Origin of the sequence: Bradyrhizobium sp. WSM1417, assembly GCF_000515415.1 — a bacterium.
In the GTDB taxonomy this organism is placed as follows: Bacteria; Pseudomonadota; Alphaproteobacteria; order Rhizobiales; family Xanthobacteraceae; genus Bradyrhizobium.
Map to the genome: position 1 here is coordinate 7,647,104 of NZ_KI911783.1, position 15,307 is coordinate 7,662,410.

General features: G+C 61.7%; 11 protein-coding genes and 1 pseudogene. 5 read left to right on the forward strand and 7 right to left on the reverse strand.

Going from position 1 to position 15,307, the window contains the following annotated elements; translation table 11 throughout:
- Positions 1–680: 680 nt before the first annotated feature.
- The 5 genes and pseudogenes from BRA1417_RS41525 to BRA1417_RS0137460 form a co-directional block, all read left to right on the forward strand.
- Positions 681–1,133, forward strand: a pseudogene (locus BRA1417_RS41525) (IS110 family transposase); the annotation flags it as partial.
- A 663-nt stretch (positions 1,134–1,796) separates the two neighbouring features.
- Positions 1,797–2,147, forward strand: coding sequence for a dodecin family protein (locus BRA1417_RS46105; RefSeq protein ID WP_305728118.1), 351 nt, complete (start codon positions 1,797–1,799; stop codon positions 2,145–2,147).
- Between the two features lie 31 nt (positions 2,148–2,178).
- A complete protein-coding gene (locus BRA1417_RS0137450; protein WP_027520182.1) occupies positions 2,179–2,490 on the forward strand; it encodes a hypothetical protein in 312 nt (103 codons plus the stop codon).
- Between the two features lie 87 nt (positions 2,491–2,577).
- Positions 2,578–2,748 (forward strand): hypothetical protein, encoded by a 171-nt coding sequence (locus BRA1417_RS45175; RefSeq protein WP_198034902.1) that lies wholly within the window; start codon positions 2,578–2,580, stop codon positions 2,746–2,748.
- A gap of 37 nt (positions 2,749–2,785) precedes the next feature.
- On the forward strand, positions 2,786–3,115 hold the full coding sequence (locus tag BRA1417_RS0137460; RefSeq protein WP_027520183.1) for a GcrA family cell cycle regulator: 330 nt from the start codon (positions 2,786–2,788) through the stop codon (positions 3,113–3,115).
- Positions 3,116–3,677: 562 nt separating this feature from the next.
- Here the strand turns inward: BRA1417_RS0137460 and BRA1417_RS45180 are convergent.
- From BRA1417_RS45180 to BRA1417_RS41535, 7 genes are all read right to left on the reverse strand, one after another.
- A complete protein-coding gene (locus BRA1417_RS45180) occupies positions 3,678–3,851 on the reverse strand; it encodes a hypothetical protein (RefSeq protein ID WP_198034903.1) in 174 nt (57 codons plus the stop codon).
- A 644-nt stretch (positions 3,852–4,495) separates the two neighbouring features.
- Positions 4,496–5,023, reverse strand: coding sequence for a DUF3455 domain-containing protein (locus BRA1417_RS0137470; RefSeq protein ID WP_035969062.1), 528 nt, complete (start codon positions 5,021–5,023; stop codon positions 4,496–4,498).
- A 65-nt stretch (positions 5,024–5,088) separates the two neighbouring features.
- A complete protein-coding gene (locus BRA1417_RS0137475) occupies positions 5,089–6,540 on the reverse strand; it encodes an HlyD family type I secretion periplasmic adaptor subunit (protein WP_035969063.1) in 1,452 nt (483 codons plus the stop codon).
- A complete protein-coding gene (locus tag BRA1417_RS0137480; RefSeq protein WP_027520186.1) occupies positions 6,527–8,668 on the reverse strand; it encodes a type I secretion system permease/ATPase in 2,142 nt (713 codons plus the stop codon). Before BRA1417_RS0137480 ends, BRA1417_RS0137475 begins: the two co-directional genes overlap by 14 nt.
- A gap of 29 nt (positions 8,669–8,697) precedes the next feature.
- On the reverse strand, positions 8,698–11,598 hold the full coding sequence (locus BRA1417_RS0137485; RefSeq protein ID WP_027520187.1) for a calcium-binding protein: 2,901 nt from the start codon (positions 11,596–11,598) through the stop codon (positions 8,698–8,700).
- 258 nt (positions 11,599–11,856) lie between these two features.
- A complete protein-coding gene (locus tag BRA1417_RS0137490; protein WP_027520188.1) occupies positions 11,857–14,322 on the reverse strand; it encodes a two-component system VirA-like sensor kinase in 2,466 nt (821 codons plus the stop codon).
- Positions 14,319–15,251 carry a cytochrome-c peroxidase gene (locus BRA1417_RS41535; protein ID WP_245286328.1) on the reverse strand — a complete coding sequence of 311 codons (933 nt, stop codon included), beginning with the start codon at positions 15,249–15,251 and terminating at the stop codon, positions 14,319–14,321. Before BRA1417_RS41535 ends, BRA1417_RS0137490 begins: the two co-directional genes overlap by 4 nt.
- Positions 15,252–15,307: the final 56 nt, after the last annotated feature.

The window sequence follows — 15,307 nt, forward strand, 5'->3', positions numbered from 1 at the left end:
CGGGGAATCCTATCGCGCGAATCACCGGAAACAGAACGCTTTCACACGGCCTGGGCCAAGAGCCGACGTTAGCCAGCGCGTTGATCAGTTTTTGAAGTTTTGGCTTTCGCCACGGGCTCCGCTATCCAGCACCGGGAGCCGAGGCAATTAGTAGGAGCGCCAGGAGCGCGAAAGCTTGGTGGCAGCGCGCATAGGAATGGTGACGTTGCTTCTTTGGAGGCCACGACGCCGTACGCCGACGTGACGATCAGGTCGACTTTCCGTCGCGCGAGTTCAGCCGCATATTCCGTAGTTCGCTGAACGTCGCCCGCTGCCCACCTATACTCGATCGTGACGTTCCGTCCATCTATCCACCCAAGTCTGACAAGCGCTGGGTGAATGCGGCTACCCATGCACCATGGGAGGATTGTGTTCCTGCCAACACAAAACCAATCACGGGTCGCTTTGCAGGCTGTTGTGCGTTGCTTCTAATCGGCCGAGCGGCTGCTGCGCCCACGAGAAGAGTTAGAAATTGCCGTCGCCTCATCTGACGTCTCATCGCGTGAGAATTGCTTACCTTAGCACATAAAATCCAGGAGTTCGTGCGGACAGCGCGAAAGGCGTGACAGAAAAAGGCGAAAGATTATAGCAGGTTGCCAGCCCCCTAATGGGATGGTCCGGCCGTGCTCCTGCCCCGCCCCGGCGAGATCGAGGCACTGGCCCGTCAAGATCAGGCCTGTTCGCGCCTGATGACGGTGCCTGGCATCGGGCCGATCATTTCGAGTGCCATGGTGGCGGCTATCGGCACTGGAGACGTCTTCTCCAAAGGCCGCGACTTCGGCGCCTGGCTTGGACTGGTGCCCAAGCAGATCTCGACGGGAGATCGCACGATCCTCGGCAAAATCTCGAGGCGCGGCAATCGCTACCCGCGCGTTCTGTTCGTACAGGCGGCATGGGTTGTGCTGGTCAGGATAAAGAACTGGGAACGTTACGGGCTCAGATCCTGGATCGAAGCCGCCAAGAGGCGGTTGCACCACAACGTGCTGGCGATCGCGCTCGCCAACAAGCTTGCCCGCATCGCCTGGGCGGTGCTGGCTAAAGGACGCGCCTTCGAACTGACGAGGACCGACGATGCAGGCGTCCAACCCGCTTGATCCTCGCGCCGTGCTCGGCGCGGTCAAGGCGCAGCCTGGCCACGCCGGAGCCAGCCGCAAGCCAAGCGCCGGCCTTGACCGCCCCTGCGCGCGACGCGATCGACGCTCTGCGGGCCGGGACGAAGGAACGGCCCTTGGCTCGAACAAAGGAACTGCGCGATATGAGGAGCAGGCGATGACGTAACCCATCAACAGTTTCCAGCCGAGGTCTGCGAGAGGATGAGACGAGATGGAGATTCGGTCTTCCCGGCGCATGCGAACACTGGTGACCCGAATAGCTCGATCGAGGCCTGTCCGTTAATGAGAACGCACGCGCACGCGCTGATAGCCATGATGGCCCCGGAGCACGACACGCTCCAATCAGAGGCCGGATATAGATTGATGCAAGACCGCTCACCGCCAATCCGACGAAATCTTCTTGCTACGCACGGCCGGACCATACATTGGGTCAAACAGAAAAGTGACAGCCAATCGGACCCGTTTCCGTCTGCACGCCATGAGCGGACATGATGGCGCTGCTCGGCAGGTTAGCTGCGGCCAAAAGCTGCCCTCCGGCCAAGTGCAGTTTTGTCCCTTCGCGGCTCCGGGTAGCATCCCCCGAGACGTATCCGCGTCGAGACCCTCATGCTAGATTTCCTGCGTCATACCGGACAGAATAACAACATGCCTGATAGCGTCTACAAAGTCATTGAACTGGTCGGTACAAGCGGCGACTCATGGGAGAAGGCGGCCGCGAATGCGGTCGAACAAGCTGCAAAATCTCTCCGAGATCTTCGCATTGCAGAGGTCGTCAAGCTCGATATGCAGCTGGATGACAAAGGAAAGTGGAAGCCTATCGCGCCAAGCTCAACGTATCGTTCAAGTTCGAGGGCTCCTGAGCCTCAGCACCTCGCCGCCACGTGCAGGGCCAGGAGGACCGATTGGAGAAGGCGCGCGGTGCCCGGTCCGCCCAACCGGACACTGTGGCCCATCTCGGAAGTTGGACATAGTCCGACTGGGAGCGATATGCTTTGATGCGTTGGGGCGTGTGGCTCGTGGTGGCCTCATGTACATGGTCATTCGCAAGTATACCAAGGTTCGTTCGGTGGCGGACGCCGCTCGCCGCGCCAAGAGCGGTGTCGGCCAGATCCTAAGGCAATCGCACGGATTCAGATCTTACCATGTGCTGGATGCGGGTGACGGTGTTGGCATCGCCGTGATGATGTTTGACGACCGAGAAAGCGCCAATGCAGCGAACGCCAAGATACTGGCGTTTGTTCAAGCAAGTCTACATGACCTCGACCTTGGAGTTCCCGAAATCACCACGGGCAAGGTTTTGGTGAACATAGAGCCGAATGAGTCCTCGGGGATAAAGTAGCTGAACGCTGTCATTTGCGTGGTGGATGCCACCGCCTTGCTCATGTCGTCGACTTGATGTCCCCCGTTGCGTTTGCGGAGCAGCAACATGAAGCAACACACCTCCGAAGCATTTTCCATCCCAGCGACCTACTCGACAACGTTCGTCGGCACCGCGATGCCACCAAGAGATCCCGATGAAGACGACGAGGACGAAGACGACGAAGAGGAAGATGACGCTGACGAACCGCCGGTCGTGCGCGAGCCGGATGAAGACTAGCCTAGCGTGTTCGGCAGTCCACGCTATAATATCTCGCATGGGCTGGGATGCGAAAAACATAGCGCTCCTCAACAGGCGCTGGTCCGCAGGACAGAGCGCCGCGCAGATAGCGCGTCATCTCGGGTGCAGTCGTAACGCTGTTTGCGGCATGTTGACCCGTCTGGGGCTGAAGCGTGGCCACAAGCCGCCCACGGCAACGCCCAAGATAAGGCCGCCCCTGAAGCTGAGGCCGACGTCGTCGGCAGCCTGCGCCCGTTCAGTCGCACGGAAGGTGTCGCGAAACACAGCGGAGAGGCAGCAGCCCAAGGAATTCAGCAAGCAGCAGCTCTACTCCATGCTGGCAGAGGCGGTCAGAAACACTGGTTAAGAGCTCACCACGAACGTCTGCTGGGTCAAAAAAGCGGACCACCATCCACCGGTACCCGCGCCCGCAAGGCTGGGGCGGTTGGTCATCCGAGGTTCAGGGACGAACGTCTAAGGCTGGTTAGCGGGGATGGGCTCCGCTGGAGTAGGATGGATGAAACTTACACTTGCCGCACTGACCGTTCTCGGTGGGACCGCATTCTCAATTGCAACGGCATCGGCGATGCCCGTTGCTCCGCTTGGACAATCAAACATCGCGAGCGTTGAGACAGTAGCCCTGGTGTGCGGTCGGCACGGATGCGTCCGAACCCGCCCGGTCTATCGTCCTGCCTATCGCCGCGGCGTAGTCGTCGTTCGTCGGCCCTATGCCCATCGATACTATCGGCGCTACTGAATTCCGTAAACCGCCGCACAGAAACAGGCGGCCCAACTGAGGCGGCCTTAACCTTGTGTTCCGCAGGCGGAAAGTTTGCGTTCGCAATGTGTTCCGGGCCCTGTTAGATACCTTGATCTACCTCAAGGTAAGCACAAAACGAAAACCCTGGTGGCTGTCAACCGAGGCAGGCTTACTGCCTTGTATGGCGCTTCAAAACAGCGACGCGCCGATCTCGCTGCCACAATTCCAAATCGTGGCGGTCGAGCATCTGGGTGGCTTTCGCCTTGGCTTCATCGTCGTCAGCGCAGTCGAGCTCTTGGACTCCACTGATATGTCCGTCCTGGCTGTAAGCGCGGTAGTCCATCGTGCTCGTTCCCCGTTGGGAACACCCTGTCACGCTGGAGCCGCCCGCGAACTAACATAGATCGACAGACCTAAGAGCACGCCGACTGAGGCGGTTGCGACGGAGCTTCTCGGCGATCGGGCGTGCATCCCGTCCATGTCAAGTGCGCTGTCATCCATTTTGCAACAGCAACCCGGTTCCGTTAATGGAAACAACGATTTTATGTTGCACCGGACACATGACGGAGTAGGTTTTTAGATCCCGGGGCTGGTCCATATTTCACTTGTCTATTTAACCCGGCTTTTTTTGACCTGCGCGGGCCGCAGCGATTTAACCTCCCGCTGCGGCCTTCGTATGTGCGGTTAGGCGGGCCAGCGCGAACCGACTGGCAGTGCCTTCTGTTCAGCAAGCCGCGGCCTGCCTGCGACGTGGCACTGATGCTGGAAGGGCCCGCGGCTCCGAGCGTTGGCTTAACGAAATTATCAGGATGCCATCGCGGCACCGAGGCACAGCGCGGTAAGTCCGGCGGGCACGCCTGAGAAGGTCGGAATCGTCGCTGCACGGATTTCCGGTGCAAGCGCGGAAATTCGAGTCCCAGCTTGCAAACCGAAATGGCCTCTGCACAGTTCCTGTAGCCCCGCCCCGCTGTTGTCTGGTACCCCCGGTCAGCTGTTGTTGCGCAAGAAAACGTAGTCAGCGGAATAGGGAACGCTGAGATAAGCGCCTGCAGTTTCACAAGGTCCTTGCGTCATGCCACCTTTGGTGTTGATGCGCTCGACCGTCGCGGCTTCGGACAGTACGCCGCTGCCGCGATGTTCAATGGTGTCAAGCCTCAGCCAGGCAATGTCGTTTGCAGTCTCGCCGGGCGCGGCGGAGACCACTCTGGCCTTCACGCCGCTGCCGTCGATGTGATCCCAACTCGGACCGGCAGAGTGCAAGCCGATCGACTTCCCGTCGGCGATGAGCGTGGCAACCGGCTCGCGAAATTGCCAGCTGAGCGCGCGAGGCTCCGACGGATATTTTTCGGACTCCGGCCGGCACTGGTAGATCTGGGCGCCCTCGGCATGAAATGTTGCGATCACTGCGCCGGCGCGCGCGACGATCGATCCAGTACTCTCCGCCGACACCTTGGCGACCAGCCAGGCACCGACGAGGCAGACCACGGCGACCGTCAGTTTTAAGACACCAATCATCGATTCTCTCCAGTTTAGATCCAAACATGGTTATGTCTCGACCTCATCCTTAACGCAGCCGGCATTCAGCGTTCGCGCAGCATCTCCTGGCGATAGCGGCGCAACGGCGACAGAAGATAGCTCAGGACGCTCCGCGATCCGGTCTTGATCTCGACCGTCACCGCCATGCCGGGCGACAAGTTGACCATCCTGTCGTCGATCTGCATTCGGGTGCGGTCGAGCGAGATGCGCGCGCTGTAGTTCAACTCCTGACCTTTCGGCTCACTGGATTCGCTGGTAGCCGCGAGCGGCCGTTCACCGGTGCGGTCCTGGCGGTCACGAATTACGGCGTCCTGCGACACCGAAATGACCTGGCCATGCAACAGGCCATAGCGGGTGAAATTGAAGGTATCGACCTTGATCTCGGCTTGTTGTCCGGCTCGAACGAAGCCGATGTCGCTGTTTGACACCATGGCCTCGATCTCCAGCCGGCTGTCGCTCGGCACCACCACCACCAGGGGCTGCGCTGCCGTCACCACGCCCCCGACCGTGTGAACCGCGAGTTGTTGCACGACGCCGTCCACCGGGGCGGTCAACAGCTGCAGCCTGGTTCTCTGCTCCGCCTTGATCAGATCCTGGGCGAGCCCGCTGGCCTTCTGCTCGGCCTTGGCGAGTTCGTCGGACAGGGTATGCCGATATTCGGCCCCGGCCTGACCGCGCGTCTCGCGAATGGCGGCAACGGCGGCTTCGGTCTCATGCAGATGGCTCTTCTGCACATTGAACTCCTCTTGTTGCTCGACCAGCAGCTGTACCACCTCGAAATAACTCAGCTTCGAGCCCAGCTCTTTCTCGACCAACGTCTTCCGAATCTCGACGCGCGACTGGATCACGGGAATGATCGTCTCGAGCTTGTGGATCGTTGCTACCGTGGTCGCCTGCTCAGCTTCCTTCTGCGCCTGTTGACGGAAAAGTGCTGCGAGTTTGGCTCGATGTTCGGTCACCTGGTTCAGCAAAAGCTGGCGTTGGGTGCCGATCAGCTCGGGCTCTGCGCCGTTCGGCGGCACAAATTCACCCATGGGATTATCGCCGTCGGAAAGCGCCGCGCGCAATCGTGCGATGTTGAGCCGCTCGGCAAGCAGATCGTTGTGCAAGTGGTCGCGCTCGGCTTCATTGGCCGTCGGATCGAGCTCGATCAGGACGTCGCCGGCCTTGACCGCTTGCCCATCCTGGACCCGGATCGAACGCACCACGCCGGTCTCGAACGGCTGCACGATTTTGGTACGACCGCTGGGGAGGATTTTTCCCGTTGCCGCCGCGACAATATCAATGGTGCCCCACCAGGCCCACAGCAGCGCTGTGCAGAACAGCACAATGATGGCGGTCGCGATGGCGCGTCCGATCGGCGACGGCGGCGTTTCCACAATTTCAAGTGCAGCCGGCAGAAATGCCAGTTGTTCGCCGCGCCGGTGTCGCGGAGACCGGAACGGGACCACGCGTGGCGTGGGCGCGGCGGGCAACAGTGATTCAGTTGACTTCATGGAAGCCCCCTTGCAAGCGATGCAGCGATGCATACCGGCCGCCGGTTTTGATCAAAGTGTCGTGGCTGCCGTCCTCGACCAGTCGGCCTCGGTCTAGCGTGACGATGCGATCCGCCGTCCGGACCGTTGAAAGCCGGTGCGCAATCACGAGCACCGTCCGCCCGTTGGCAATGGCCTTCATGTTGTGCTGGATGATGCGCTCGCTCTCGTAGTCCAGAGCGCTGGTCGCCTCGTCGAAGATCAGGATCCGTGGATTGGTGACCAGCGCGCGCGCAATGGCGATGCGCTGGCGCTGGCCGCCGGATAGCGTCGAGCCGCGCTCGCCGACCACGGTATCGTAGCCGTCGGCGAGCTCGAGGATGAACTCATGCGCGCCCGCGAGCCGCGCCGCGGCGACCACGCGCTCCATCGGCATCGCCGGCTCCGCGAGCGCGATGTTGTCACGGACCGAGCGGTTGAACAGCACGTTCTCCTGCAGCACGACGCCGATCTGGCGGCGCAGCCAGGCGGCATCGGCCATCGCCAGATCCATGCCGTCAACCAGCACACGGCCTCGCTCCGGAACGTACAGCCGCTGGACCAGTTTCGCGAACGTGCTCTTGCCCGATCCCGAAGGGCCGACGATGCCAATGGTCTGGCCTGCCGGCACGTCGAAACAGACGTCGTGCAGAACTTCCTGCCCATCGATGCGATAGCGGAACGAGACATGGTCGAACTTGATATCGCCGCGGATCGCCGGCAGCCGAGCGCGACCGGCCGAATAGCTCGGCTCGGCGGTGGTGTTGAGGATGTCGCCAAGCCGGGCGATCGACAGGCGCGCCTGGTGAAAATCCTGCCATATCTGTGCGAGACGCAGCACCGGCGCACTCACCCGACCGGCCAGGATGTTGAAAGCGACGAGTTCGCCGACCGAAAGGCTGCCGTCAATCACGAGCCTGGCGCCGAAATACAGCAGGCTCGCCATCACGATCTTGTTGACCAGCTGCACGGTCTGGCTCGCGCTATTGCCGAGGCTCAAGACCCGGAAGCTCGCGGCCACGTAGCCGGCGAGTTGCTCTTCCCAGCGGCGCTGCATCTGCGGTTCGACCGCCATCGCTTTCACCGTCTCGATTCCGGTGACGCTCTCGACCAGGAACGCCTGGTTCTCGGCGCCGCGGCGGAATTTCTCATCCAGCCGTCGCCTGAACAGTGGCGTCGCCGCGGCTGAGATCGCGATATAGAACGGGAACGACCCAAGCACGATCCAGCTCAACAACGGCGAGTAGAAGAACATCACCCCGAGAAAGACAAAAGTGAAAAGCAGGTCGATAACCAGCGTCAGCGCCGAGCTGGTGAGGAAGTTGCGGATGTTTTCCAATTCACGGACCCGCGCCACGGAATCGCCGACCCGCCGCGCCTGGAAATAGGCCATCGGCAAAGCCAGCAAATGGTGAAACAGCCGCGCGCCGAGTTCGACGTCGATGCGGTTCGTGGTGTGCGCGAATAGATAGGTGCGCAGGATTCCCAGTACGGTTTCGAAGACCGAGATCGTCACCAGCCCGAGCACGAGAACGTCGAGGGTGCTTAGAGAACGATGCACCAGCACCTTGTCAATGACCACCTGGAAGAACAGTGGCGAGACCAGGCCGAGCAGCTGCAGGAAGAACGAGGCGACCAAGACTTCGCCCAAGAGACGTCGATATTTCTGAATCGCGGCGAGGAACCAGGTGATGTCGAACCGCCGGGTGATATCCGATAATCCGGCGCGCCGGGCCATCAGGATCAGACCACCATCCCAGACCGATACGAGTTCGTCCCGCGTCATCAACACAGGCCGGGGCGCCAGCGGCGACTGCACCAGCACCCTTTCCTCGCCTGCCTTGGCGAGGAGCAGGAATCCGCCATCGCGGAGCGATGCGATGGCGGGCAAGGGCGTGCCACCCAGCCGTGACCAATCGGTTCGGTAGGCGCGTGCCTTAAGGCCGAGATCCCTGGCGCATCGGAGCATCTCCGGTGCGCCGATCTTGTCCGTTCCGAGCCGATGCGCGATCTGTCCGGCATCGGCCGCAACGCCCTGGAGATGCAGCAGCGTCACAAGCGCCTCGAGACCTGGATCGGTCGGTCTCGGGCCGTTGGTTTCGATTTTCATGGTGCTCTCCAGGGCGAAGTGGTTTCAGCTCAGGCAGCGTGCGGCAGTGCGAGCTGCGACTGCTGGGTCGCCGAGGGATCGGCGATCGGGACCGCATCGTGACCTTCTCCCGCCGAGACCAGGCTCGACGCCATGAACTGACCAAGCAAGGCGGCACCCGCGGCCGGCGAGCTTGTCGCAACGGCGGCGGCTCGGCTCACCGGCGCCTGGATCTGGATGTTGTTGCCAGACCCACCGTCGAGGATATCCTGACCGCCTCCGCCGATCAGAATGTCATCTTCAGCTCCGCCGCTAAGGGTGTCGTTGCCGGCACCACCAAGCAGGACGTCGGCACCGTCGCCGCCATTGGCGATGAGCTGCACGTTTGCCGAGAGCGTGGACCCAATGATGACATCATCGCCGCCGAGGCCATTGATGACGAGACGATCGGTTGCCTCGAAACCGGTGATCGTCACGTCATTGGCAAGACCCGTCACCGTGACCACACCGTTGTTATCGCTGATGTTGATCACGTCACTGGCGTTGGTCGCGTTGATAACGACCGTGTCGACCTGGCCGTCGCCGACACCACTGCCTGGCGTCGATTCCAGGTTGATGGCGACGTGGTTGACACTGGTCTTGGACAAGTCGTCCACCGTGATGGTGTCCGCGCCGCCCAGGGCGTTGACATCGATGGTCTCGATGTTGGTGAGATTCATCGTGACCTGACCGACGTCGCGGGTGAGCGTCGCCCCTCTGCCATTGGCCGAGATCTCCATGCTCTCGTTGGCAATTGAGCCGTTGAACACGAGCGTATCGTTGCCCGCGCCGCCGTCGACCGCGTCGCTGCCGTCTCCGGGATTCCAGACGAAGGTGTCGTCGCCCGTTCCCATCGAGGCCATGTCATTCCCGCGGCCGCCGGTGACGGTGTCGTTGCCGGCGCTGCCGGTGATGATGTCGTTGCCGTCACCGCCATTGATGGTGAGGTTGACCTGCCCGGCATGGAGCCCGGAAGCGTTGATGATGTCGTTTCCGGCACCTCCATTGACGACGAGTTGATCGAGGCTGACGTCGGTGCCGTTGATCGTCACCTGCGCAGCCAACCCGTTGACGACAACCGATGAACCGCTGCTGGCGATAGTGATTTTGTCGTCACCAGCGGTGCCATTGACGTTTACGGTGTCGGCAAGGCCGTCACCTTGACCGCTGCCCAGCATGCCTGACAAGTCGATTGCGACTTGCTTGGTGTCGGTTCCCGTGAGGTCGCCGACATTGACGGTGTCGGTCCCACCGAGGGTAGCGAGCTGGATATGCTCCACGCCGCCGAGGTCCATGGTGACGTTGCCCACGTCACGGAACATCCTCACCCGCGAGCCATTGGCGGAGATGTCGATGTTCTCGTTGATGTTGGCACCGTTAAAGACCAGCGTATCGGTGCCGGCCCCGCCTTCGACAATGTCGCTACCGTCACCCGGATTCCAGATGAAGGTGTCATTGCCGTTGCCGAGATCGGCGAAGTCGTCGCCACGGCCGCCGATCACGGTATCATTGCCGTCGCCGCCGATCAGACGGTCGGCCCCGGCGCTGCCGGAGATGGTGTCATTGCCGGCCCCGCCATCGATCACGAGCTGCACACTTCCGGCGGCGAGACCGGCTGCGCTGATGACGTCGTTGCCAGCACCGCCGTTGATGGTGAGCCGGTCGTTTGCGCCCTCCGCGCCTGTAAGGGTGACCGTCGCCGGCAAACCGGCCACCGTGACCGAGCCTCCCGTTCCAGTTACTTGAATGCTGTCATTGGCGGCGGTGCCGTTGACGGTCACGGTGTCGGCCGCGCCGTCGCCTACGCCGCTGCCGGGCACTCCCGCAAGGTCGATATTGACCTGGGTAACACCGGTACCGGTGAGGTCGCCGACCGTGAGGTTGTCGGCTCCGCCGCGAGCCGCGACGTTGATATGCTCCATGCCGTTCAGATCCATGGTGACGTTGCCGACGTCGCGGGTGAGCTTGACCCGGCCGTGATTGGCCGTGATGTTCATGCTCTCACTGATGTTGGCGCCGTTAAATTGGAGCGTATCGGTGCCGTCCTGGCCTTCGACAGTGTCGCTGCCGTCGCCTGGATTCCAGACGAAAGTGTCATCGCCGCTGCCGAGGCGTGCAACGTCGTTGCCGCGGCCGCCGGTGATGACGTCATTGCCATCGCCGCCGAGCAGCGTGTCGTTGCCGTCGCCGCCGGTGATGGTGTCGTTGCCGGCGCCGCCGTCGACGGTGAGGCTGATCAGGTTGGCGAGACCGTTTCCGGCGGTGAAGACGTCATCGCCGCCGTTCATGTTGAGCACGAAATTCTCGGTGGTGCCGATGTCGAGCGAAAACGGCGCCGGGCTGATGCGGTCGAAACGTACGCGGCTGCCGTTGGCGGTGAGCGTGAAGATCTCGGCCCCATTGCCGCCATTGACTTCGGCGGTATCGTTGCCGTCGCCGCCCTCCATCAGGTCGGTGCCGTCGCCCGGGTTCCAGATCATGCGATCGTTGCCGGCCTGTCCAAACATCTGGTCGTTGCCAGCGCCACCGATCAGCGTGTCGTTGCCGTCGCCACCGAACAGCAGATCGTCGCCGCCTTTGCCGAGCAGCGTGTCATTGCCGGCCTGGCCGAACAGCAGGTCGTTCCCGGAGCCTCCGATCAGGGTGTCGTTGCCATCCCCGCCGAACAGCTGAACGGCGGGCATTGCACCGTTGGTTTCGTCGACTGCAATCGTGTCATTGCCGCCTTGGCCGAACAGTTGAATCAGCGTGGTGGTGGAAACCGACGGCGTGCCGCCAAGGACGGTAACCGCGCCGCCGTTGATAAGAATCTTGCCTGCTGGGTCGCGGCTGGCGACGATGCTGTCGTCGATCGCGTCGCCAAACACCGACAGCGTGCCAGTGCGAGAGGAAAAAGAAGCTGTGATGGCCATCGTGGTCGTCCTTTTCAGAGTCGATTGTTGTGCAAATGCGCGTTGGGGATGATGGATCTGCTGGGATTTCGTGCTGAAAGTTATGTTCAGGAGATTCCGGCGCTCACATCGAGGCCGCAGGTCGCCAACAGGCCTGGCGAAGGACTCGATCTGGTAGCCGTTGTCACCTCCGTGATTTGAGGCGCGCATGCGCGGTTGCAGGGCGACCAGTAGTGGCGCCCCAGCGCTACGGAAGTATTTCAGGAAAGGATAATTGTGTTACGGCTGTAACCTGGCGGGCGTTCGCAAGCAGCGCGCCAATGCCGAGGCTAGCTCCGTATGGTCGAGGGGCCACCGCAGCACCTCGGAGATTCCAGAATGCGCCAGCACGTCGATGCCGGCGTCGACCGCGGTCGCTAGCAGTACCGGCTGTAGCGGCGATGCTTCATGCAGGGCCAGCGCCAGATTCAGGGCGGCTTCAGGCTGCAAACCCTGGCTGACCAGGATGATGTCGAACCGATGGGGTTCGAAACGGCATGCCGCAAGGGCATCCGCCGCGAGCTCAAACCCGACCGGCTCGTAGCCCAACGCCGCCAGTTTTTCTTCATCGCGGAGCAGGCGATCTCGCTCGCTTTCGACGATCAACACGGTTTCGCCGGATCCTAGCTGCAGCGCCGACCCACTATCCGCCGCGATTGTGTCTGCCGCCACGGCAGGCAGCCAAATCTCAAATCGACTTCCGCAACCCAGTTCACTCTGAACGTTGATGGCTCCATCATGATCACGAACGATTTCGCGAACCGTTGCGAGACCGAGACCGGTTCCTGCGACACGCGTGGTGAAGAACGGCTCGAACATTCGTCGCGCGACGCGTTCGTCGATTCCGCCTCCATCATCAGTTACGGAAATGCAAACGTAGTGGCCGGGTGAGAGTTCGCCGTCATTCATAGTAACGAGAGCGGCCACGTGTTCGCTCTTCGCGGCCACCCGAATGCACCCGTTGTCATCCATCGCTTGCGCGGCATTGCTGCAAAGATTGAGGATTAATTGCTGCAGCTGTGCAGGCTCGCCTGATACTGCGACGTCAGCAGCGACTTCTTCGAAGACCAGTTCAATATCCGGTGGCAGCGATGCCCGCAGCAATGAGGCAGCCTCCTCGAACAAGGTGCGCACCTCCAGCGGTCGGGCACGCCCGTCGGCCCGACGGCCGAACGTCAGAATATTGTCAACGAGATCGCGACCGCGCTCGGCGGCCCGGCGGATCTCATCGATATGCTGGGCCGGTTTGGTACCGCGGATGAGTTGCGGCTCCGCCATCTCCGAATAGCCGAGGATGGCGCCGATGATGTTGTTGAAGTTATGCGCAATCCCGCTGGCCAGTGATCCGATTACCTGCATGCGACGGGCCCGCTCGAGCCGCGTCGTGAGCTTGCCCTGCTCGCGTTCCAGAAATTCGCGCTCGAGCGCGTTGGCCACGGCATCACCAGCAAGCTGCGTGATCGGGACAGGAGAAATCTTGTTTCTTATCGGCCGGAAGCGATCAAAACCCATGATCCCGCGTACCCGCCCCGGTCGGACCAAGGGCAAACAAGCCCAGGCACGCACGCCGGCCTCCGTCAGCGCGTCCCTGGCCGCACCAACCGGCAACGCGCTCGCGTCCGCAATGGTCACACTTTCACCTGCGCCAAGCTGCTCGGCGACTGAGAGTGCCTGTCGAGGCCAGCCGGGCGGAAACGTTACTCCATCCCTTGACCATGCGTGTATCCGGACCGGCTTCTCGTCCAGAACCACATAGGCGCGATCCGCATTGACGACACGGCTAAACTCACAAAGCACCTGCTTCAATCGCGTCCCGGTCTCGGCCGGCGAGCAGTTGATCAGACGCGTCGAATTCTCGGCGATCACGTGTTCGAACGCGGCGCGTCGGCGCAACGCAAGGGCGCGGGCACGAAGCCGAACCCCGACGAATACCAGGACGACCACCAGCAGCAAGGATACCAAATACAACAGGAGCCTGAAGCGCTGCTCGGAGGCTTCGACAGCTGAACGGTGACTGGAGAATACAATGCGGACCGCCTGCAGGTAGTGTCCGCCGGGCACCGCGATAAAAGCCTTCAGCGTCGCGTCGATCTCGGGCAAGAGGCCATACAGCAGCCGCGTATGCGCCAGCATCGCACGAGCGACTTCCGCGTCTGGCCCGTCGGCGGGGGCCTGTGCCGCAAACCCGTTAATCCGTTGTTGGAGCGCCTTGAGAGCGTCGGCCGACGTGTCGCGCGCGAGGTAAAGGATCGCGGCCCCCAGTTCGGCGGCCGCTGCGGCGAGATGCTCGTCGTGCACGCGGAATGCCGGACTTGTGCTCAGCAGACCAATATAGGATAGCGAGTTCTGCAGCAATGCGTTGCTGGTCTTGAATCGCTCCATCAATTCTTCCTGGCGGATAACCGCGGCTCCGAGAAGGTCAACCGGGCCGGTATCGAGACGCTCGATTTGGGCGTGGGCGCGAAGCCGACTGACCGCCTCTTCCATGTCCCGTGCCGCGATGACGAGACTGTCGTAGTCGCGCAGCAGCCCGGTCCGCGCCTGCAGAACGTCTCGGTGGAGCGAGGCTTCGGCAAGCGCATAATCGTCGAACACCCGCAAGATCGCCGCGTAGGCCGGCGCGTTTGAATCGATCCCACGCAGCAACAGCCAGGTCAGCAGGGTTAGCAGCAGCGAAACTCCAAATACGCCTGGCAAATTCCTCATGGCCGCACGTTGCCGGTACCGGGCGCGGCCGGCCGCAGCTCTTCATTTCGATAGGTGCCGGTCAATGTCTTAAGGAACGCCACGATGGCCGAGGTTTGCTGGTCTGTCAGGATGCGGTCTAGCTGGGCCACGCCCATCGCCTTCACCGCCTCGGGCAACGTCGGCGCGCTGCCATCGTGGAAATAGGGCGCCGTGGCCGCAACGTTTCGCAGGCTCGGCACGCGGAGCAGTTCGGGAGCTGGCGAGCCCAGCGGGTGAAACACGCCATGTCTCTGAAACAGGTTGCCGCCGACGTTGACACCTTGATGGCAAGTGACACAGCCCAGCGATTTGAATAATTGATAGCCAGACAATTCCTCTGCGCTAATCGCATCGGTTTCTCCAGTGAGCCACCGGTCGAAGCGACTGTTCGGCGTGGTGAGGGATCGCTCGTACGAGACGAGCGCATCCACTACGGCGGCAGCGTCGGGCTCCTTGCCGTAGACATCGCGGAATTGTCTTGCGATTTCCGGGTCGTCGCGCATCCTGGCGGCGACTTCGTCCGGGCTCGACCCCATGATCGCGGGATTGCGCAGGATGTGCTCGGCCCCTTCCTCAAGCGAGCGCATGTTTCCCTCCCAGTTCAGACGAAAATTTAAGCCCGCGTTGAAGACCGTGGGCGTGTTGAGGGCCGATGTTTGCCCCTCTCGAGTGTCGCTGATGTTGGCACTGGCGCCGTTGGTTCCTATGTCGTGGCATGACGAACAACTTTGTGTGCTACTGCGAGATAGCCGTTTGTCGCTGAACAACTTCTCTCCGAGCAACACCCGCTGTAGCTCCTGGCCATGGGCAAGGGGAATTGGCGTGATCGGCTCCTGGACGGCGCCCACCGGAGGGTTTGGCGATTGAGCGGCGGCCAGTCCCGCGGTAATGAGGCAGAGATAGAGCAATGAAATTCCGCGCCAGCGGATCGAGGTCGCTAGCGCTCGGAGGATCGGCGGAAGGG

Excerpts from the sequence above, each read along its gene's own strand:
- BRA1417_RS45175 (WP_198034902.1), top strand. The coding sequence starts at position 2,578 with ATGAAGCAACACACCTCCGAAGCATTTTCCATCCCAGCGACCTACTCG.
- BRA1417_RS0137470 (WP_035969062.1), bottom strand. The coding sequence starts at position 5,023 with ATGATTGGTGTCTTAAAACTGACGGTCGCCGTGGTCTGCCTCGTCGGT.
- BRA1417_RS45180 (WP_198034903.1), bottom strand. The coding sequence starts at position 3,851 with ATGGACTACCGCGCTTACAGCCAGGACGGACATATCAGTGGAGTCCAA.
- BRA1417_RS0137475 (WP_035969063.1), bottom strand. The coding sequence starts at position 6,540 with ATGAAGTCAACTGAATCACTGTTGCCCGCCGCGCCCACGCCACGCGTG.
- BRA1417_RS0137490 (WP_027520188.1), bottom strand. The coding sequence starts at position 14,322 with ATGAGGAATTTGCCAGGCGTATTTGGAGTTTCGCTGCTGCTAACCCTG.
- BRA1417_RS0137480 (WP_027520186.1), bottom strand. The coding sequence starts at position 8,668 with ATGAAAATCGAAACCAACGGCCCGAGACCGACCGATCCAGGTCTCGAG.
- BRA1417_RS0137460 (WP_027520183.1), top strand. The coding sequence starts at position 2,786 with ATGGGCTGGGATGCGAAAAACATAGCGCTCCTCAACAGGCGCTGGTCC.
- BRA1417_RS0137450 (WP_027520182.1), top strand. The coding sequence starts at position 2,179 with ATGTACATGGTCATTCGCAAGTATACCAAGGTTCGTTCGGTGGCGGAC.
- BRA1417_RS0137485 (WP_027520187.1), bottom strand. The coding sequence starts at position 11,598 with ATGGCCATCACAGCTTCTTTTTCCTCTCGCACTGGCACGCTGTCGGTG.
- BRA1417_RS46105 (WP_305728118.1), top strand. The coding sequence starts at position 1,797 with ATGCCTGATAGCGTCTACAAAGTCATTGAACTGGTCGGTACAAGCGGC.